The organism is Streptomyces sp. YS415, assembly GCF_023544665.1.
Classification (GTDB): Bacteria; Actinomycetota; Actinomycetes; order Streptomycetales; family Streptomycetaceae; genus Streptomyces.
In genome coordinates this window covers 44,436-63,042 of the sequence record NZ_JAMJFL010000029.1, presented here as the reverse complement: position 1 = coordinate 63,042, position 18,607 = coordinate 44,436, and the positions used below count along the sequence as shown (strand labels likewise).

17 protein-coding genes are annotated in these 18,607 nt (G+C 69.8%); 12 read left to right on the top strand and 5 right to left on the bottom strand.

Annotated features, from left to right (window positions below; translation table 11 throughout):
• Positions 1-222: 222 nt before the first annotated feature.
• The 9 genes from M8H82_RS29095 to M8H82_RS29055 all read left to right on the top strand — a co-directional run bounded on the left by M8H82_RS29095 (position 223) and on the right by M8H82_RS29055 (position 10,568).
• Complete coding sequence (locus M8H82_RS29095; RefSeq protein ID WP_250078053.1) at positions 223-864, top strand: GPR1/FUN34/YaaH family transporter; 642 nt, start codon at positions 223-225, stop codon at positions 862-864.
• Between the two features lie 52 nt (positions 865-916).
• Positions 917-1,327 carry an SsgA family sporulation/cell division regulator gene (locus M8H82_RS29090; RefSeq protein ID WP_250078052.1) on the top strand — a complete coding sequence of 137 codons (411 nt, stop codon included), beginning with the start codon at positions 917-919 and terminating at the stop codon, positions 1,325-1,327.
• Positions 1,328-1,472: 145 nt separating this feature from the next.
• On the top strand, positions 1,473-3,377 hold the full coding sequence (locus M8H82_RS29085) for an amidohydrolase (protein WP_250078051.1): 1,905 nt from the start codon (positions 1,473-1,475) through the stop codon (positions 3,375-3,377).
• Positions 3,378-3,698: 321 nt separating this feature from the next.
• Complete coding sequence (locus tag M8H82_RS29080; protein WP_250078050.1) at positions 3,699-4,361, top strand: hydrolase; 663 nt, start codon at positions 3,699-3,701, stop codon at positions 4,359-4,361.
• A gap of 37 nt (positions 4,362-4,398) precedes the next feature.
• Positions 4,399-4,941, top strand: a complete 543-nt coding sequence (locus M8H82_RS29075; protein WP_250078049.1) for a DoxX family protein — start codon at positions 4,399-4,401, stop codon at positions 4,939-4,941.
• Entirely contained in the window at positions 4,938-5,516 is a 579-nt protein-coding gene (locus tag M8H82_RS29070; RefSeq protein WP_250078048.1) for a Dps family protein, read from the top strand. Before M8H82_RS29075 ends, M8H82_RS29070 begins: the two co-directional genes overlap by 4 nt.
• 166 nt (positions 5,517-5,682) lie before the next feature.
• Complete coding sequence (locus tag M8H82_RS29065) at positions 5,683-6,546, top strand: alpha/beta fold hydrolase (protein WP_250078047.1); 864 nt, start codon at positions 5,683-5,685, stop codon at positions 6,544-6,546.
• A 47-nt stretch (positions 6,547-6,593) separates the two neighbouring features.
• Positions 6,594-7,466, top strand: a complete 873-nt coding sequence (locus M8H82_RS29060) for an alpha/beta fold hydrolase (protein WP_250078046.1) — start codon at positions 6,594-6,596, stop codon at positions 7,464-7,466.
• Between the two features lie 303 nt (positions 7,467-7,769).
• Positions 7,770-10,568, top strand: a complete 2,799-nt coding sequence (locus M8H82_RS29055) for a LuxR family transcriptional regulator (protein WP_250078045.1) — start codon at positions 7,770-7,772, stop codon at positions 10,566-10,568.
• Between the two features lie 34 nt (positions 10,569-10,602).
• Here M8H82_RS29055 and M8H82_RS29050 read toward each other — a convergent pair whose 3' ends face one another.
• The 3 genes from M8H82_RS29050 to M8H82_RS29040 all read right to left on the bottom strand — a co-directional run bounded on the left by M8H82_RS29050 (position 10,603) and on the right by M8H82_RS29040 (position 13,668).
• Entirely contained in the window at positions 10,603-11,565 is a 963-nt protein-coding gene (locus tag M8H82_RS29050; RefSeq protein WP_250078044.1) for a helix-turn-helix domain-containing protein, read from the bottom strand.
• Positions 11,566-11,688: 123 nt separating this feature from the next.
• Entirely contained in the window at positions 11,689-12,681 is a 993-nt protein-coding gene (locus M8H82_RS29045; RefSeq protein ID WP_250078043.1) for a helix-turn-helix domain-containing protein, read from the bottom strand.
• A gap of 465 nt (positions 12,682-13,146) precedes the next feature.
• Positions 13,147-13,668, bottom strand: coding sequence for a DUF4396 domain-containing protein (locus tag M8H82_RS29040; RefSeq protein ID WP_250078042.1), 522 nt, complete (start codon positions 13,666-13,668; stop codon positions 13,147-13,149).
• Positions 13,669-14,275: 607 nt separating this feature from the next.
• Between M8H82_RS29040 and M8H82_RS29035 the strand changes: the two genes are divergently transcribed.
• Both M8H82_RS29035 and M8H82_RS29030 read left to right on the top strand, forming a co-directional pair.
• A complete protein-coding gene (locus M8H82_RS29035; RefSeq protein WP_250078041.1) occupies positions 14,276-14,803 on the top strand; it encodes a hypothetical protein in 528 nt (175 codons plus the stop codon).
• Positions 14,800-15,381 carry a bifunctional 2-polyprenyl-6-hydroxyphenol methylase/3-demethylubiquinol 3-O-methyltransferase UbiG gene (locus M8H82_RS29030; RefSeq protein WP_250078040.1) on the top strand — a complete coding sequence of 194 codons (582 nt, stop codon included), beginning with the start codon at positions 14,800-14,802 and terminating at the stop codon, positions 15,379-15,381. The genes M8H82_RS29035 and M8H82_RS29030 overlap by 4 nt, the downstream gene beginning before the upstream one ends.
• 152 nt (positions 15,382-15,533) lie before the next feature.
• Here the strand turns inward: M8H82_RS29030 and M8H82_RS29025 are convergent, their stop codons facing one another.
• Positions 15,534-16,121, bottom strand: a complete 588-nt coding sequence (locus M8H82_RS29025; RefSeq protein WP_374211708.1) for a DUF5937 family protein — start codon at positions 16,119-16,121, stop codon at positions 15,534-15,536.
• A 530-nt stretch (positions 16,122-16,651) separates the two neighbouring features.
• On the opposite strand from M8H82_RS29025, the gene M8H82_RS29020 reads away from it, so the two are divergent.
• Entirely contained in the window at positions 16,652-17,071 is a 420-nt protein-coding gene (locus M8H82_RS29020; protein ID WP_250078039.1) for a hypothetical protein, read from the top strand.
• Between the two features lie 52 nt (positions 17,072-17,123).
• On the opposite strand, the gene M8H82_RS29015 is transcribed toward M8H82_RS29020, so the two are convergent.
• Entirely contained in the window at positions 17,124-18,476 is a 1,353-nt protein-coding gene (locus M8H82_RS29015; protein WP_250078038.1) for an alpha-lytic protease prodomain-containing protein, read from the bottom strand.
• Between the last annotated feature and the right edge of the window lie 131 nt (positions 18,477-18,607).

The following is an 18,607-nucleotide window of genomic DNA, read 5'->3' as shown; positions in this document are numbered from 1 at the left end:
CCGGCGCTGCTCGCCCACGCTCGGGCCCGCACCGGGTCGTCGTGGCGCGGGCCCGGGGTACGTGCGCCTTCCGTGCCCCGCACTCCCCGTCCCTCTCAGCAGTCAGGTAGTGCGATGACCACCTCCGACAACACGACCGACGGCCCTCCGGCCGGCGGGGAACAGCCCCCGGGAGGACCGGCTGCTCCGGCCGGCCGGCATTACGAACCCGACCTTCGGCGCATGACCCGCATCCATCTGCGTCCGATCGCCTCACCGATGCCCCTGGGTTTCTACGCCGTGGCGATCGCCTCCGTTATCGTCGGCTGCTTTCAGCTCGGCGTCTTCGACGAGGACGCGCACAGGGCCGTCGCCTTCACCATTCTTCCCGCGTTCATCCTGCAACTCCTGGTTGCTGTACTGGCCTTCGGGGCTCGGGACGTGCTCGCGGCCACCCTCATGGCCTGTTTCTCCGGGACCTGGCTCGCCACCTCGCTCGTCCTGGCTTTCGACCCGCCCGGTGGTGCGGGAGTGCTGGGCGTCCTGAACCTCGCCTTCACCGTGTTCGCCGGCCTCATGGCGAGCGTGGCCAAGGCCAAGCGGGCCCTGTGGCTCGTCCTGTGCGTGGCCGTCCCCCGGTTCGCCGTGGCGGCCGTCTTCAACCTGTCCGGCATCGCCTGGGTGGGTACCGTCTCCGGCGTGCTCGGCCTGGTGCTGGCGTCCGTCGCGCTCTACGCGGCATTCGCGCTGATGCTGGAGGACATGCGCGGCGAGCAGGTCCTGCCCATCGGCCGCAGCGGCCCCGCGCACCACGCCGTCGAGGGTGACCTGTCCGTCCAGTTGCGCAACCTCGAGCGCGCGGCCGGTGTGCGCCGCACCCTTTGAACCCGTCGGCGGGCCCGTCCGGGTGGCGCCGCAAAGGACCTGAGGAGTAGTCGTGCAGCCCATCGAGCATGTCGTCACCGCTCACGTGTCGACGCCGGAGCACGCCGGGGGCTGCCTGGTCGTACGAATCCGGCACCTGCCGGAGGATCCGCTCGCGGTGCGACTCGACTTCGCGCCGACGGACGGTTCTGAGCAGTCCACCACCACGTGGGCCTTCGCGAGGAGCCTGCTGACCGAAGGGGTCGACGCCCCCTCCGGTGAGGGTGACGTGCGCGTGTGGCCCGAAGGAACCTACGAGACGCACATACAGCTTCACACCGTGCGCGGCCAGTGTGTCGTGCGCTTGCGGACAGCGGCCCTGCGTTCCTTCCTCGCCCGCACCGAGCTCTGGTTCCCGCGAGTCGACCAACAGGTCGAAACCGATCTCAACCGCTTCCTGGCCTCGGTCCTGCGGCACGCATAGAACGCGCGTGCCGATGACGCGTTCCGAAGTGATCAAGGCCCGGCGGCTTCCAGGCCACCGCGCCCGTGCCCTCTTTCCCGGCGGCCCCCGAGCCCGCCTCCCGTCCCGCCATTTCCCTTCCCACCGAAAGCGAGAGTCCCGAGCCATGACGATGATGCCGGTCAGCGGAATCACGCCCGCCCCGGACCTCGAGGACGGCGACGCAGCCGACCTCGTCGTACGCAACGCCAAGATCTACACCGGTGACTCGGAACGTCCCGCGGCAGCGGCGATGGCGGTCCGCGACGGCAGGATCGTCTCCGTCGGGGACGACGCCGTGGTGGCCGGGCACGTCGGACGGCGCACCCGCGTCGTGGACGCGCTCGGGCGCCGGATCATTCCCGGGCTGAACGACTCCCATCTGCACGTCATCCGGGGCGGGCTCAACTACGTCCTGGAACTGCGCTGGGACGGCGTGCCCTCGCTGCGCCAGGCCCTGGCCATGCTCCGCGAACAGGCCGGTCGTACCCCGAAAGGACAGTGGATCCGGGTGGTCGGTGGCTGGACCGCCGAGCAGTTCGCCGAGCGGCGGATGCCGACGGTGGCCGAACTGAACGCCGCCGCACCGGACACGCCCGTGTTCGTCCTCCACCTGTACCAGTCCGCCCTGCTGAACAGGGCCGCCGTGCGTGCCGCGGGTTTTACCCGCGACACTCCCGACCCCCGCGGCGGGCAGATCGTGCGCGGGCGGGACGGGACGCCGACGGGAGTCCTGCTCGCCGCTCCCAGCGCACTGGTGCTCTACTCCACGCTGGCAGCGGCGCCCACCCTCGGTGAGGACGACAAGAAGACGTCCACCCGCCACTTCCTGCGGGAGCTGAACCGGTTCGGCCTCACCTCGGCCGTGGACGCCGCCGGTGGCTTCCAGAACTTCCCCGAGAACTACCGGACCGTGACCGAGCTGGCCCGGGACGGGGAGCTGTCACTGCGGATCGCCTACCACCTGTTCCCCCAGACCGCCGGCCAGGAACTTGACGACCTGCGCCGCTGGATCGAGGCCGTGCGCCCCGACGAGGGCGACGAGTGGCTCCGCCTGAACGGTGCCGGTGAGAACCTGACCTGGGCCGCCGCCGACTTCGAGAACTTCTCCGAACCCCGCCCCGAACTCGCCGCCGGCTACGAGGGCGAGTTCGAGAAGGCCGTCCGCCTGCTCATGGAGAACGGCTGGGGCTTTCGCCTGCACGCCACGTACGACGAAACGATCCGCCGCGACCTCGCGGTCTTCGAGAAGCTGGCGGCGGACGGCCTCTTCCCCTCCGGTAACCGCTGGCTCTTCGACCACGCCGAGACGGTCTCGCAGTCCAGTCTGGAGCGGATCGCCGCCCTGGGCGGCTCCATCAGCGTGCAGAACCGGATGTCCTTCCAGGGCAAAGCCTTCGTCGACCGGTACGGCGCCGAGGCCGCGGCCCACACTCCGCCGGTCAAGGAGATGCTGGAGCTGGGCCTGCCGGTGGCTGCGGGTACCGATGCCACACGCGTCTCGTCGTACAACCCGTGGGTGGCCCTGCACTGGCTCGTCACCGGGCGCACCGTGGGCGACCTCTGCCTCTATCCGCCGGACCGGCTGATCACGCGCGAGACGGCGCTGGAGATGTACACCCGGGGAGGTGCGCGTATGACGGGTGAGAGCGAGGTCAAGGGCATGCTCAGGGCCGGGCAGTTCGCCGACTTCGCCGTCCTGTCGCACGACTACTTTTCCGTTCACCACGACGACATCCCGCACATCGAGTCGGTCCTGACCGTCGTCGGAGGCCGGCTCGTCTACGCAGCGGGTGATTTCGAGGGTCTCGACGAGGGGGTGCCGCCGGTCAGCCCCGTGTGGAGTCCGGTGGCGTACTTCGGTGGCTATCAGGCGACCATGCCCCCGGGGGTGACCGGAGCGCGTCAGGCCGACCGGCTGGCAGAGGCCGTGGCGGCCTCGGAGCAGCACCGCCAGTGGCGGGTCGCCCGGCGGTTCGCCCCGGAAGGACGCGCCACGACCGAGGTCTTCGATCCCTGCTTCGTCCTCTGAGCCCCTGACGCGGCACGCGTCAAATCCCGGCCACCTGGCCGCCGCGCACCTGTGCAGGCCCTCGTTTCCGCCCATTCTCCTTGGCGGCAGCGGGGGCCCTCGGCGTGTGCTGGGAAAGAGCCGTACCGCCCATCGGGTGCCGTGCAGTACGGGAACAGGCGAGGCCACCCAGAGGTAAGTCCGGGAGGGGTGCGCGGACCTAACGTCATGGACGAGCGCAGGGAGCCGGCACGATGCCCGGCCGCCGGGCACAGCCTGGCTGTTCAGCACTGTCGCGTGCCGCTTCCCGCATCTGTCAGCCTTCCTATCGAGAGGACCGTCATGGTCAACTTCGCCGCTGTCCAGGCCGCCCCCAGCCCCGATCTCCTGACCCCCGACAACTCGGTCATGCTGTTCGTCGACCACCAGCCGCAGATGTTCTTCGGCGCGGCCAGCGCGGACCGCGCGGGGGTCATCAACGCCACCACCGGTCTGGCCAAGGCGGCGACCGTCTTCGATGTTCCCGTCGTGCTGTCCACGGTCGCCGCCGAGTCGTTCTCCGGGCCGATCCTGCCGCAGCTGCGGGCGGTCTTCCCCAAGCACGAGGTCGTGGACCGCACCACGATGAACGCCTGGGAGGACCCGGCCCTGGTGGAGGCCGTCAAGGCCACCGGCCGCAGCAAGATCATTCTGTCGGGCCTGTGGACCGAGGTCTGCCTGGTGCTGCCCGCCCTGTCCGCGCTCAGCCAGGGATACGAGGTCTACGTCGTCGCCGACGCCTCCGCCGGCGTCACGCCGGAGGCTCACGAGCATGCCATGCAGCGGATGACCGCTGCCGGCGCCGTGCCCGTCACCTGGCTGCAGGTCCTGCTGGAACTCCAGCGCGACTGGGCCCGCGGCGAGACGTACGCGGCCACCCTCGACGTGGTCAAGGAGCACGGCGGCGCCTACGGCATGGGCGTCGTCTACGCCCAGTCCATGATCAACCCGAACGCGGCCGGCTGACCCCTCCCTCGCAGGAAACGATCTCAGGAGTATGACGATGGACACCGGTCTGCTGATCCTGCGGGTGCTCACGGGTCTGCTCGTCGCGGGCCACGGAGTGCAGAAGGTCAGCTTCCGTCTCGGGGGCAAGGGGCTGGAGGGCGGCGCGGAGGAGTTCCGGGAGGACGGCTTCCGCGGCGGGACCCTGACGGCGCTCGCGGCGGGCTGCGGCCAGATCGGAGCGGGGCTGCTCCTCGCCGCCGGCGCTCTCACCCCACTGGCAGCGGCCGGTGTCGTCGGCGTGATGACCGTGGCGCTCACCGTCAAGTGGCCGCACGGCGTGTGGGTGCAGAACGACGGCTACGAGTACCCCCTGGTCCTCATCACCGTCCCGATCACCCTCAGCCTCACCGGTCCGGGCCGCTGGTCGGTCGACGCGGCCCTGGGCCTCGTGACCTGGCCCGCCTGGTGGGTCGCCGTCACGGTCGTCGTCGGGGTGGGTAGCGGGCTCGGCGCCCGCGCCCTGCTGCACCGTCCCGTACCGCCGGCCGCCCTCACGGCCGGCATCTACCGAACCCCAGATCTCCGGAGCGGAACATGACGGCACCCCGTCCACCAGCACCAGCACGCAGCGGCGGCTGCACCAGAAAGGGACAGGAAGTCCAGCCCTTCGGGACCGTGAAGCACGTGGCGATCGGGCTCTCGCGGGACAGCAGAATGTACGCCTGCCAGCGCCTCAACCATCTGCTGGCCGACACCCAGATGCTGTACGCGCTCTACAAGAAGCACCACAGGCTCATGCGCGGACCCACCTTCCACCAGCTGCACCTGCTGCTGGACCAGCACGGCGAACAGCAGCTGTCGGTCGTCGACAGCCTCGCCGAACGTGTCCAGAGCCTGGGCGGCGTCGCGGTGGCGGACCCCCGCCACGCGGCCGAGCTCACCCGCATCCCGCGGCCGCCCGACGGCGTCGAGGAAGTACCCGTGATGCTCTCCCGGCTCCTCAAAGCACACGAGACGATCCTCATCGACGCGCGGGACGCGGCACGCCGTATCGCGGACCTCGGCGACGACGGAACCAACGACCTGATCGTCTCCGACGTCGTCCGAGCGGCTGAGGCCCAGACCTGGTTCCTCGCCGAACACCTGGTGGACGCCCCGCTGACCCCCTCCTGACAGCTCCGACCCGCCGGATCCGACACGGCTCCTCCCACGGAGAACCCTCCACCCCCGACTCCCGGTGCACGCGTGGCGATCCTCCGCGTGCACCGGGCTCCCACAAGGGGCGGCGAAGCCTCCGAAACGAACGCCCCCCGTACGCACCAACAGAGAGGAAAACCCCATGCCCAGCCATCAGGCCATGTCACGGCGGACGGCGATCGCCGCCGGAGTCGCCGCGGCCGCGGCGGCCTCCGCGGCGTCCTCCACTCCCGCCGCCGCCTCAACCCCCCTCTCCGCCCCGGCGGACGCCGGCCGCGAGCACGGCCGACCGGAGAACCCCACCCTCGTGCTCGTACACGGCGCCTTCGCCGACGCCTCCAGCTGGTCCCCGGTCATCGAGCGTCTCCAGCGCCGCGGACACACCGTGATCGCTCCCGCGAACCCGCTGCGAGGGCTGCGCCACGACGCGGACCGCATCGCCGCCGTGCTGGCGAGCATCGAGGGGCCCGTCGTCCTGGCCGGCCACTCCTACGGCGGGGCCGTCATCACCGAGGCCGCCGCGCAGGCGCCCAACGTCCAGGCGCTCGTCTACATCGCCGCGTTCGTGCCGGACAAGGGGGAGGTGCTCGGCGAACTGTCCGCCCGCTTCCCCGGCTCCCAGCTGGCCCCGTCACTCAGGCAGGTGCCCTCACCCGCCCCGGACGGCTCCCCCGGCCTCGACCTCTACATCAGAACCGACAAGTTCCACGAGGTCTTCGCCCACGACGTGCCCCACGCCACGGCACGCACCCTCGCCGCCGTCCAGCGCCCGCTGAGTGCCACCGCGTTCGGCGACCAGACCACCGCGGCCGCCTGGCGGACGGTGCCGTCCTGGAACCTGGTCGCGACACAGGACCGGGGCATCCCTCCTCAGCTGCAGCGCTTCCAAGCAAAACGCGCGGACTCCTACACCGTCGAGATCCGCACTTCCCACCTCCCCCTGTACAGCGCGCCCGACGCGGTGGCCAACGTGATCCGGGCCGCCACCCGCCACGTCACCCGCTGATTCCCTATCGCTCGCGCCCGACCGGCGCCCGTTCCCAAGGACGACACGTGTCCCACACCCCTTCACAGGCTTACGCGCGAGACCTGGACCAGATCGAACGCGCCAATGCCGACGGGCGCGTACCCGTCGTGTTCGTGCACGGCCTGTGGCTGCTGCCCACCAGCTGGGAGCGCTGGGCCGGGGTCTTCGACGAGGCCGGCTTCGCACCGGTCCTGCCCGGCTGGCCCGACGACCCGGAGACGGTCGACGAGGCCAACGCCCATCCCGAGGTCTTCGCCGGCAAGAGCGTGGGGCAGGTCGCCGATCACTTCGGCGGCCTGATCCGCAAGCTGCACCGCAAGCCCGTCGTGGTCGGTCACTCCTTCGGCGGCCTGATCACCCAGATCCTCGCCGGCCAGGGCCTGGCACAGGCGTCCGTCGCCATCGACCCGGCCCCCTTCCGGGGCGTCCTCCCGCTGCCCCTGTCATCTCTGCGGGCCGCGAGCGCCGTCCTGGCCAACCCGGCCAACTACCACCGGGCCGTCCCGCTCACCTACGAACAGTTCAGGTACTCCTTCGCCAACGCCGTGGATGAGACGGAGGCGCGGGAGCTGTACAAGACCTTCGCCGTGCCGGCGCCTGGTGAGCCCCTCTTCCAGGCGGCGGTGGCCAATTTCAACCCGTGGGCCGAGACCCGGGTGGACACGCTGACGGCCGACCGCGGCCCTCTGCTGATCATCTCGGGAGAGAAGGACCACACCGTCCCGTGGGCCATCGCCAACGCCTCCTACAAGAAGCAGATGAAGAACCAGGAGGCCGTCACCGAGATCGTGGAGATCCCCGGCCGGGGACACTCCTTGACGATCGACAACGGGTGGCGCGAAGTCGCCGACACCGCACTCACGTTCGCGCTTCGCCACGTCGGCCCCGGCAACGGCTGATACTCCCTTCCTTCTCCATACATGCGGACGGCCCGGGCAGAACATGCCCGGGCCGTCCGCATGTCCGCGTCCGTCGGCGTCTCCGCCGCCCGGCCCGAGTCCCCGTGTTCTGTCCCCTGTGCGCATGACTCTGTCCTGTCACTGCATCACCGCACCCCGGACAAACCAGCGGTTCTACGGTCTCCCTCCAGTGGGCGAAACAGGCTGCCAGTACAAACTCTTGACCGGAAACCGCAGGTCAGAGAAGTACACGCGACGTGCTTTCGCTCACCCGAGAGGTCAGGTACACAGGGAGCGAAAGACATGCCCGGCAGCGTGGAGGGAACACTCGCCGCAGCGGAGACAGAGCTGGTGGGCCGTGACGCGGCATGGACAGCGCTACGGGACGCCATAGTCGCCGCGCCGCGCGGGGGACGGGCCTTCTGGCTGTGCGGTGAGGCCGGCATGGGGAAGACCGCCCTGCTGGAACAGGCCGTCGTCTTTGCCGAGGCCTCGGGCATGCGGGTCATCAAAATGACCGGCACCGAGCAGGACAGCGACCTGGCCTTCGGAGTGCTGCACCGACTGATCTCGGCGCACCTGAACCACGACAACGCACTGACGTCCCCCCAACGCCAAGCTCTCCAGACGGCTCTGGGCACCGGGCAGGGTGCGGCAGGTGGCGGGCTGGCCGCCTCGGCCGCGACCCTCGCGCTGCTGAGCAAGGCGGCCGAGGAACAGCCCTTGCTCCTGGTCGTCGACGACCTGCAATGGGTGGACGCGTCCAGCGCGGAGATCCTGGCGTTCGTCCAGCGCAGGCTGGGCATGATCCCCGTCGTCCTGGCCGCGGCCGTACGCACACCCGGCTCCCCCGCCTTGGACAGCACGGGCGCTCACCTGCTGGACCTGCCCCCACTCACCGAGGACGAGGCCGTGGAAGTACTGAACCGGCGCCATCCCGAACTCACCGCCCAGACCCGCGATCATCTGGTCAGAGAAGCGGCCGGCAACCCGCTGGCCCTCGTAGAACTGCCCGCTCACCCGGACCGTCTCTACTCCACCGAACAACTGCCCCTGCCAGAGGATCTCCCCCTCGGCAGCCGGCTGGAGAAGCTCTACGGCACACGTCTGCAAGCCCTTTCACCACCGGCGCGAGACCTCCTGCTCCTCTGCGCGCTGGCCGGGCAGGGAGAGCGTTCCATCGGCCTCGCCCTCGAAGCGACCGCGGTCGCCGGCACTTCCACCTCGGCAGCCGTACTGGAAAGCGCCGAGAACGCCGGACTGATCCGTCTGCACCACGGCCGGATGTCGTTCGTCCACCCCCTCGTACGAACCTGCCTGATCCGCATCGCGCCCCCCGCGGAGCGCCGGCGCGCCCACCTCGCCCTCGCCGCCGCACTACCCCCGGACGACGAGCGGCGGCTGACACATCTGGCCGCGGCGACCGTCGGTGCGAACGACGAACTGGCCTGCCGACTACAGAACTTCGCCGAACGCGCCCTCCGGCGGGGCGCCCACCCTGAGGCTGCCACCTTCCTCGCGCACGCCGCACGACTCAGTTCGGACCGGACGACCGGAGCCAAGCGCCTAACGACCGCGGCCTACATCGCGTCCACCGCCGGTCAGCTGGCCGTCGCCGCCCGCCTGCTCATGGAAGCCGAGGCCGCGGGGGTCCCTGCGGAGAACCGGACTATGTGGAACTTCACCCACGCGTACCTCCGGTGCCAGCGCGAAGGCGACCTCTCGCCCGCCGCCGAGCTCCTTCCCGCGGAGCTCGGCACACTCCACGGGGCGGACCCCGTACTGCGCGACGGAGTCCGATTCCTCGTCCATCTGGCGGCCACCTGCCTGAACGAGCAACACCTCTGGGAGGCCCTGCGGGAACAGCTGCACCACCTCGGGTCGGTAGCACGCCTGTGCTTCGACGTCTGGAGCGACCCCGCCCGCCGCGGCCGCGGGGGAGCAAAGCGTCTGCACGCTCTTGTGGCCGCGCTGCCGCCCGAGCAGGAGATGCTCTACGCGTGGGAGTTGCTCTGGATCGCCGCAGCTCTGGACTGTGTAGGTGACCTCACGCAGCTCTGGCATCGTGTCGCCCAGCAGTCACCCCACCTGACGCAGACGTACATAGGGATCGCCACCTGCATGGATGACTGGCTGCGGGGGCGGTGGGACCACTGTCTGGCCACCGCCAGGGAAGGGGAAAGAACGGCCAGGGAGCGTGGCTGCGGGTTCCACGCGTACGTCTTCCACCACACGCTGGGATACGTGCACGCGGGACGCGGCGAGCGGGACGCACTGGAAGCGGTCATCGAGTCGATCGAGCCGTGGGCGCGGGAACACAGGCAGTCCCACCTTCTGAGGCGGATGACCAGCATGCGCGCCAGCTGTGCGCTGACGCTCGGCGAGGACGAGACGGCGTTCGCCCTGACCGCCTCGCTGACCCCGCCCGGCACTTTCCCGGCGATGGAACCCCATTTCCACTACGTCTTCCTCGACCTGGTGGAGTCCGCCGTGCGCACCGGGCGCAGAGCCGAAGCGCTCGCTCACGTCGCCGCCGGACGTCACGCACGCATGGAGGAGATCGCGCCGCACCACGCCTTCGTCCTGGCCGCCGCCACTGCGATGGCGGCTGATGACGCCGAGGTCGATGCCGCGAGTCACGCCGTCTACGCCATGCCTGATGCCGGAACATGGCCCTTCGAGCTCGCCCGGGTGCATCTGCACCACGGGGCGTGGCTGCGCCGCGGTCACCGGCTCGAGGAGGCCCGTCGGCAGCTCCGCCTTGCGCACGCGTACTTCAGCGACCTGGAGGCCGGCCCCTGGGTCCGCAGGGCGGCGGAGGAGCTGCGGGCCGGCGGATCGGCCATCGCCCACGCCAACCCGCCGGAGGAATGGCGGCTGACGCCTCAAGAACTCCGCATCGCGGGACTCGTGGCGTCCGGACTGACCAACGGGCAGATCGCCGAGCGGCTGAACGTCTCCCCCCGGACGATCGGAACCCACCTCTACAAGATCTTTCCCAAAGTCAACGTGTCCTCGCGTTCGGCCCTGGCGCATGCCGTCCGTTCCGTCGGCGGACAGGGAGTCCCGGGAGGGCCGAGCCGGGCTCTTCCCGGCGGGTGAAGGCGGTTCGAGGGGAACCGACGGAGACCCGCGATCAGACGTCGCCGTCCCGGCTCAGCTTTCTCCATTCGCGTGGCGTCATTCCGAAAGCGGCCTGGAAACGCCGGGAGAAGTGGCTCGCGTTGGTCCAGCCGCACCGCCCCGCGATGCTGGCGATGGTGAGATGGTCGAACGGGGCGGAGGCCAGCATGCGCCGAGCCTCCTCAAGGCGCTCGGAGATGATCCACTGCTCCAGGCTCACGCCGCTCTGCCGCATGACGGTGTAGAGCCGGCGCACCGAGATGCCGTGCACGGCGGCGATCCGCTCGGGCGTCAGGTCCGGCTCGGTCAGGTGCTGTCGCGCATAGGTCATGATGCGGGTGGGCATCGTCTTGTCCATGGTCGACCGCACCACCGCCTTGTGCGGCTCGGCCGCGGCCGACACCAGGAGCGCACGCATGAGGTCGGTGGTCGCCTGCGTCAATGCCCCGGCGCCCGGGTCCAGAGCGAGGGCGTCGGGAGCCTGCCAGATGCCCCGCAGGTGGCGCAGTACGAGCTCGTACAACGGGCTGGCCCTCAGCTGGAAGGAGGCATCCATGACCGTCTCCACCGGCAGTCCGAGCGTGTCGACGTCGAAGACCATCGCCTGGGAAGCGCCGTCGCCCGACCAGCCGTACACGCGCGGCACCAGTTCGTGGAACACCGCAATGTCGTCCGGGCCGAAGACCTGCCTGCGCCCGCCCGTCTCTGCGCGGCCCATCCCGCGGTGCTGCAACGACACCGAGACGACGGGGTTGCTCCGCTGGCGGCGCACATGCGCCGCGGTGCGATGCAGTTCAAAACCGGAGTTGTGCGTGGAGAAGAGCGGGAGGCCGCCCACCCGCCACATCTCCATCCGTGCCCGCACACCCGTGTCGGAGGGCTCGTGAACGATCTGGTTGGGTACGGAATCGTTCGTCATCGCGTGGTGGAACGCCTCGGTGCGATCGGCCAGCGCGACGGTCTCAAGATCCAGCACCAACAATTCTCTTCAACTCCATAGGACATGCGGGCCCGTTCTCCCGCGTTCGTTGCGGACGCCAACAAAGCGTCATGGGACGGACAGAGCGCCGTTCCGCAGGCCGGACGCCTGGGCGGGCCCCTAGGGTGCGGGCCTGATGTCCTCGGACGCGGGGTCCGTGGTGCGGGCCTGACGCCGCCACTCGGACGGAGAGAGTCCATACTTCTCCCGGAAGCGCCTGCTGAAGTGGCTCGGCCGACTGAAGCCCCAGCGGCGCGAGATGGCTTCAATCGTTCGGCGCTCGGACCACTCCGACGCCAGGTCCTCGCGGGCTCGATCGAGCCGCTCGGAGATGATCCACTGCTCCAGGCTGATTCCCGCGCGCTGGAACACACCGAAGAGATGACGGACGGAGATCCCGTGCTCATGGGCGATCCGCTCCGCGCTGAGCTTGGGATCCGCCAGTCTCTGCAGGACGTGAGCCTGGACGCGGCTGAGGAGCGTGTCGTCCATGACCGACCGGCTCAGCACCGACCGCTCATCCTCCGCCGCGGAAATGACCAGCGCCCGCACGAGTTCGACGGTGGCCCTGGCCACCGTCGGTGCACTGGGGTCCTTTTCGATGGCGCCAGGGTCCTGCCACAGGCTTCGCAGGTGCTGGTGCACGAGTGAGTGCATCGGGCTCGCGTGCAGACGGGAGACCGCCTTCTGGACAGAATCCATGGGGACGGCAAGACGATCGAGATCGATGAGCAGGGCCTGCGCGGAACCGTGCTGCGACCAGCCGTAGTGATGGGGGACCATCTCATTGCAGAGGTGGATGTCGCCCTGTCCGAGCAGCTGTTGCTCACCGTTGGCCTCTGAACGTCCCACACCCTCGTTCTGCAGGGCAATGCCGATGACAGGTACGGCCTCCTGGCGTACGTGGCGCGCGGTCCGCGTCAGCCGGAAGCCGGTGTTGCTCGACGCAAAGAGAGTGAGACCGTCGAGCTGCCACGCCTCCACCCGGGCCCGCAGACCCGACGCGTGCTCCTCATGAGAGAAGAGCTTCGGCACGGACGCCTGGTTGTGCGTGTAGTGAAACGCCTCCACGCGCTGGGACACCGGTACGGCATCAGTGTCAAGCAGCAGCATGTTCCCCCCACAGTCAACGAGCTGGAAGCTGATTATCCGACGGAGTCCTGTACCTGCCAAGCCAAGAACGGAGCTGACCGGCGGTATGGAAAGCGAGGGGCGATGGGGTGGCCGCCTTGATCACAGCTGGAATCGACCACCTGATCCTGATCCGGTGAGCCGGTCTCGGGGACATGTCGGCGGCTCGGCAGGCCGATTCCGAAGAGCCAGGAGCTCGGCAGGCCGCACGAGCCTCAAGGGGGCTGAGGCCCACTTCGGCCACGGAGCACAGTGGGGTGCCTCATGGGTCGAGATACCGACCAAAGATCCAGTTGACCGGAAGACGCGCTGCGTCGACCGGTACACTCCGCTGCGCCGTCCGACCGCCGACAGCGGCCGACGTGACCGTGACGAAGCCCCGTGTTCGCAGTTTCGGACCAGAACTCGCACCGAAGCCCCGCTGTCAGACGCGTCGGGAAGGCGGTGTCAGTGGTGGGCGTGCACGACGGCGTGCCCCTTACCGCGGCTGATCATCCACTTGTTGACCGGCGTGGTGATGAGGAAGGCTACGGCAAAGCCCCCCATCAGCGCCCCCCAGAACAGGCCGTCCGTCAGATGGGCGTCCATGGCTCCCGGAGTCAGGGCGATGATGGTGTTGTCGACGAGCTCCATCACGGCGATGGATACGCTGTCGGCGACCAGGGCCACCTTTAACGCGGCGGTGAAAGTGAGTCCCGCCCGCACGACTGCGAGGAGCGTGGTCGCGTAGCTGAAGACGAAGGCCAGCGTGATCGCCAGGGCCATCGTCGGGATGTTGCCCCATCTCAAGGCAGTACCGATGACCATGCCGAGGATCTCACCGAAGGCGCACCCGGTCAGACAGTGCGCGGTCGCCTTCGCCGCGGTGCCCCAGGAAGCTCCCGCGTGGGCAGGTTGCGCCGGAGTCCCGGAACGAGCGGTGTGCGGGGGCTGGTCCGATCGGTGAAACGCGTCGTGTGAATGGTTCATGGAGGACTGCCTTCTTGTTCGTTGGCCAGACTTGGCGAGTGGATGCTGCAGCTGGGGGCTTCCGTGCCGCTCCTGAACGACCGTAGGGGAGCGGGGCTCGCCAGCTCTTTCCTCAGTGCGTCCTCACCTGTTCCAGGACTGCACATCCGCATAACCGGAGTCACGCTGGTTCCGAAGCTTCGCGTGGGAGCATCGCGGGCAATCTGCTGCAGGTTCCCGGAATCTCGAGCCCCGACCTCGGGCACTCGAAGCATGTGTGGCCTTTTCCGGGTTGACGGTGCTGACCGGAGGATCGATCTGTCCAACCGGACCTTGCAGTTCTTGGCTGGGCGGCAGAAGGCCGGTACTCCACCCCCATCTCATCGCCGTCGCAGGGGTGTCTCCCCACTTCACCATCACCGCGCAGGGCAAGAGCGTGGAGTTCCTCTCAGGCTCAAGCTCGTTATCCCGGCCACAGCACCAGACCGCGCGATAAAGTGTGGGATTCGTCACGTGCCAGCCCGAGAAAGCGACACGACGCGCTACGCGAATGCGACACAGGTCCAAACAACAGCCCGGCCGTAAAGCGACACGACCTGCGGGGGACACGGACTCTGCGGAAACAAACTTGCTGAACCGGCTCGGGGCCTCTCCGTCCGCGTTCGGCGTGATCATGGGCATCGGGGGTGCCGGAGGGGTGGCCGGTGCGCTGCTCGCGCCGAGGATCGCCGCCCGGATCGGCATCGGTCCCACGATCGTTGTGGGCTTCGCGGTCAGCCCCGTCGCCCAGGTGCCACTGCTGTGCGCCGGCCCTGGACTGCGGTGGCAGAGCGTCCTGGCCGTCACGCTGGCAGTGCAGTTGTTCTGGGCGACGGCGTCGGGGACCAGCCAGCGTTCCCTGCGCCAGGCCGTGTGCGACCCGGCCTTTCAGGGCCGGATGCAGTCCGCCAGTACCACGCTCACCGCCGGGGCCCGCCCGCTCGCCGCCGCCACCGCCGGCGCCCTGGCCCTCCTCCTCGATGTCCGGGCCACCCTCGCCGTCGGCGCGCTCCTCCAAGTCGTGCCCGTCGTCCTGCTGCTGGCCTCCCCCATCCGCGCACTGCGGACGATCCCCGCCCGCGCCGTGCCGCCCGCCCGTGAAGGAGCCCTTCCATGACCACCGCGCCCACTGCGGCCGCGACCTACTGGGAGCCACTGTGGTCCCAGGGTCGCCGCTACCGAAAGCTCGACGACACCGAGAACCGGCTGCTGGAAGACCATCTCGGCTCCGGGCGCGCGCGTCCGGCCCTCGACATCGGCTGTGGCGACGGCTCGCTCGCCCGGCGCCTTGCCGAACTCGGCTACCGCACGACCGGCATCGACTGCTCCCCCAGCGCGATCGCGCTCGCAGCCGGCCAGGACACCGGATCCGGGCACGATCCGGTCTGGCGGTGCATGGACATCACCACCGATGGCCTCGGCGCCGTGGCGGAGGCGGCGTACGCGGTCATCACCTGCCGCCTCGTCTACCGGTGGATCGACGAGAAGGCGGCCTTCCTCGACCGTGTCCGTCACCTCCTCGCCCCGGGCGGGACCTTCTGGGTGGTCACCGAGATCGCCGGACGCCGCACTGCCACCGACCCCTTGCACCACCTCGGCATCACCCCCGCCCAGGCCGAGATCCTCACCGCGGGCTGGTCCACCGTCCACACCGCCGACCTCGATGTCCTGCGCTGCTACGCCCTGCGCCCCTAACCCCGCCCCTCAATCTGATAGAGGACCGGTGACCACCGAGCAGGACACCGTCGGCACCTGGAACACCCATGGCCGCCACCAGCTCACCCGAGGACTCGAGTTGCCCGAACCAAATGGTCAGCTCCGCAAATCCTTCGGGGGTTGACGTGAGGTCAGCCGGAAGCGGTTTGGAGAAGGGCTTCGGCTACGGCGGTGCGTGCGTAGAGGACGGAGCGGCCGGCTCGGTGGGCGCTGACCAGGCCCGCGTTGCGTAGCGCGGTGAGGTATTGGGATACCCCTGTGGGAGAGAGTGCGGTGCGGTGGGCCAGCTGTGTGGTGGAGGCCGGGATCTCCAGCTCGGTCAGCAGCAGGGTCCGCGAGCGGCCGAGTACGGCGGAGAGGGTGTCGGCCCGGGTGACGGGGCGCTTCGTCCATAGTGAGCCGACACCGCGCCCCGGATAGGCAAGTTGAGGTGGGTCCGGCGGCGTCGTTCGGGTGCGCAGCCCCGGTCCGGTGAAGGCCGAGGGGATCAGCAGCAGTCCTGTACCTGCTGTCGTGCGGGTCAGCGGCTGCTTTCTGCGGGACATCCGTAGCGCGTTGTCATCCCAGCTCACGGACGTGTGCAGGTCGTTGAGGAGGTGACCGGCGCCGTGCTCGGCGGCCAGGCGGGCCCGGTGGAGGATGTCTGCGTCCAGGACTGCCCGGATTCGTGCCCAGTAGGGGCGAGTGCCAGCTCCCAGTACGGCAGCGGCAGCCAGCATCGATGCGGAGCGCCCGTCTCCGGCCCCCTGCACCGCCTCGCGGTCCAACAGCTCGCCGGATAAACACCTCCCCGCCACATGCTGAGCCAAGAGTCCTGCCGGCTGCGGGTGGCTGCCTGGGGCAAGCGGGTGATATGGGCGTTGCTCATGGGGATGCGAGTCGTTTAGCACGACATGATCAAGAAGATTGCGTGTGCCTCCGTCATGGCCGTTGCTCTGTTGACGGCTGCTCCTGCCGCCCAGGCCGCGGCCACTCCCGCCCCGTCTGCTGCAACACCTGGTGCTGAACTTCTCAACGCCGTTGCCGGCTCCCTGGCCGTGGGGCACCCGGCTACCTCCCTCTCGACGCTGCTTCCGTCGGGCATCCTCGGTGGGTGAGGTAGCGCCTGCGCTGTGGCACCACGAAGCAGTCGTGGCCGAGGCTAGTGGAACAGGTGATGATCGTCCTGCCGGGACTGCTGGCTCAGTAGCTCACCGAGGTTGGTGAGTGTCGGGGCGCCGAGCTTGCCCTCGATTTCGTTGAGCATGTCGTGGAGCCGCTGGCCGACGGCCTGTGTTCGGTGTGCGGGGAGTACGTGACCGCCGCCCGCCAGGCGCTCCGGCTCGGCCGGGCGAACGACCGGCCGCTCGGCGCCCACGACGCTTTCGTCGAGGAGGCGTGGAGGGATCCTGGTTATTCGGACGACAGGAGCCTTTTGAACTCCGCAGTCCGGCTGGCCTGCCAGGACACGTTGATCGAGGCCGGGGTCTGCAACCCGGCCGGGCGCGTCCCCGTGATGCCGCAGTACATCGCGAGGACAGCCGCGTCCTTCGTCGCCCGGCGGCACTCCGAGCGGGCCCGAGAGGGCAAGGACATCCGGGAAGTGAACCGGCGGGCCCGTTGGGAGGAGGCGCGCTGGCAGGTACAGCGGGTGATCGCCACGGAGCCCGCCCCGCCCGGGAACGGATGAGCCCGGGCGCGCGTCAGGGCGCACCCGGGCTCGTCTCCCCCCGGTCAGGCGGTCACGCCCGCTGCCACAGCGCCGGGACGTGCGGGGGCTCCCACCCCGTCTGGGCCTGGTGGTTCTGGAGGCAGCGGTAGGTGACGCCGCCGTAGGTCACGGTGGCGCCGGCCTGGTAGACCGTGCCGGCCGCCCAGGTGCCGCCGCCGGGCTCCCCGGGCTCGCCGGGACCGCTCGTCGTGGTCTTCAGGGTGAGGCCGTAGGACTGGAGGATCGGGTTGAGCGGCTGGAAGTACGTGGTCCCGCCGCTCCTGCAGTTACCCGAGCCGCCCGAGGTGACGCCTTGGGCCTGGCTGCCGGAGATGTAGGAGCCGCCGGAGTCACCCGGCTCGGCGCACACGCTGGTGCGGGTGACTCCGGAGATGGTGCCCTCCGGGTAGGTGACGCTGGTGTTGAGCTGCTGGATCGTGCCGCAGTGCCAGCCCGTGGTGGACCCGGAGCGGCAGACGGAGGAGCCCACCGCTGCCTGGGTCGAACCTGCGACCTGGACGCTGGATCCGGCGACGTTCGGGGTCGCCGTCCAGTTGGAGTTGGCCGCCACCCACGCCATGTCGTTGCCGGGGAAGACCGATGCTTGGAAGGTGCCCTGCGCCACTCGGTTGAAGCCGGTGGTGCTGTTCCCGGTCCGGCCGCAGTGGCCCGCCGTGGCGAAGCCCTGTGTGGTGCCCTTGGTGACGGCGAAGCCGACCGAGCAGCGCGAGCCGCCGTTGATGTAGTACGCGTCGCCGCCCCTCAGGTCGTACAGCGGACGCGGCTGGGCGGTAGCCCGTTCGATGCGGGCGAGGGAACCGTCCACCCCGGCCGCCGCGAGCAGGGCGCGCCCGGCGGCCGGACGTACCGCCTCCACCACGAGCGCGTTGGTGCGCACGTCGACGTACCAGACGGGGGCTTCTGTGGTGGCCCGGTGTGCCGCCGCCCGGTCCAGGCGGGCCTTGGCCGCGTCCAGGTCGGCGAGGGAGTGGCGCACGACGGACGCGGTCGCGCCCCGCGCCTCGATCGCCCGGACGTCGGAGGCGTCCGTCGTCGCCACGGTCAGGGTGGCCGACTCCGCGCCGCGCACCCAGGCGCCCGCGAAGTCGTCGCCGAGCGCCAGGCGCAGCCGGCCGGCGGTGGCGCCCGCCTCGGCCTCGTTCGCGAGGCGGGTCCGGGCCTGCCCGGAGTCGATGCCGAGGTCCCGTTGCATGGCGTGGAGGAGTGCGGACGGGACCTCGGCGGCCCTGGAGGTGGGCGCCGCGGTGGTGGAGGGTTCGGTGCCTGCGCTCGCGGAGCCGCTGAGCCCGGCCACGAGCAGCGCGCCGGCCGCCACCGCGGCGGCGCCCGCGGCCCGGGCCGGTCTGGTGAGTCGTTGGAGCATGGGGAGGTCTCCTCGGAGTTGGTTTCGGTGGGGCGGAGCGTGCCGAAACCGTAGGGAGGACCGTCCGGGGGGCGTAAGACGTCAGTCGACCCCCTGCCCTGGTGTTATGGAACGCGGGCGCCCGGCCGCCG

What these genes read in the sequence shown, in the direction of transcription:
- M8H82_RS29095 (WP_250078053.1), top strand. Translation starts at nt 223, where the DNA reads ATGACCCGCATCCATCTGCGTCCGATCGCCTCACCGATGCCCCTGGGT.
- M8H82_RS29085 (WP_250078051.1), top strand. Translation starts at nt 1,473, where the DNA reads ATGACGATGATGCCGGTCAGCGGAATCACGCCCGCCCCGGACCTCGAG.
- M8H82_RS29080 (WP_250078050.1), top strand. Translation starts at nt 3,699, where the DNA reads ATGGTCAACTTCGCCGCTGTCCAGGCCGCCCCCAGCCCCGATCTCCTG.
- M8H82_RS29075 (WP_250078049.1), top strand. Translation starts at nt 4,399, where the DNA reads ATGGACACCGGTCTGCTGATCCTGCGGGTGCTCACGGGTCTGCTCGTC.
- M8H82_RS29070 (WP_250078048.1), top strand. Translation starts at nt 4,938, where the DNA reads ATGACGGCACCCCGTCCACCAGCACCAGCACGCAGCGGCGGCTGCACC.
- M8H82_RS29065 (WP_250078047.1), top strand. Translation starts at nt 5,683, where the DNA reads ATGCCCAGCCATCAGGCCATGTCACGGCGGACGGCGATCGCCGCCGGA.
- M8H82_RS29055 (WP_250078045.1), top strand. Translation starts at nt 7,770, where the DNA reads ATGCCCGGCAGCGTGGAGGGAACACTCGCCGCAGCGGAGACAGAGCTG.
- M8H82_RS29045 (WP_250078043.1), bottom strand. Translation starts at nt 12,681, where the DNA reads ATGCTGCTGCTTGACACTGATGCCGTACCGGTGTCCCAGCGCGTGGAG.
- M8H82_RS29040 (WP_250078042.1), bottom strand. Translation starts at nt 13,668, where the DNA reads ATGAACCATTCACACGACGCGTTTCACCGATCGGACCAGCCCCCGCAC.
- M8H82_RS29030 (WP_250078040.1), top strand. Translation starts at nt 14,800, where the DNA reads ATGACCACCGCGCCCACTGCGGCCGCGACCTACTGGGAGCCACTGTGG.
- M8H82_RS29025 (WP_374211708.1), bottom strand. Translation starts at nt 16,121, where the DNA reads ATGCTGGCTGCCGCTGCCGTACTGGGAGCTGGCACTCGCCCCTACTGG.
- M8H82_RS29015 (WP_250078038.1), bottom strand. Translation starts at nt 18,476, where the DNA reads ATGCTCCAACGACTCACCAGACCGGCCCGGGCCGCGGGCGCCGCCGCG.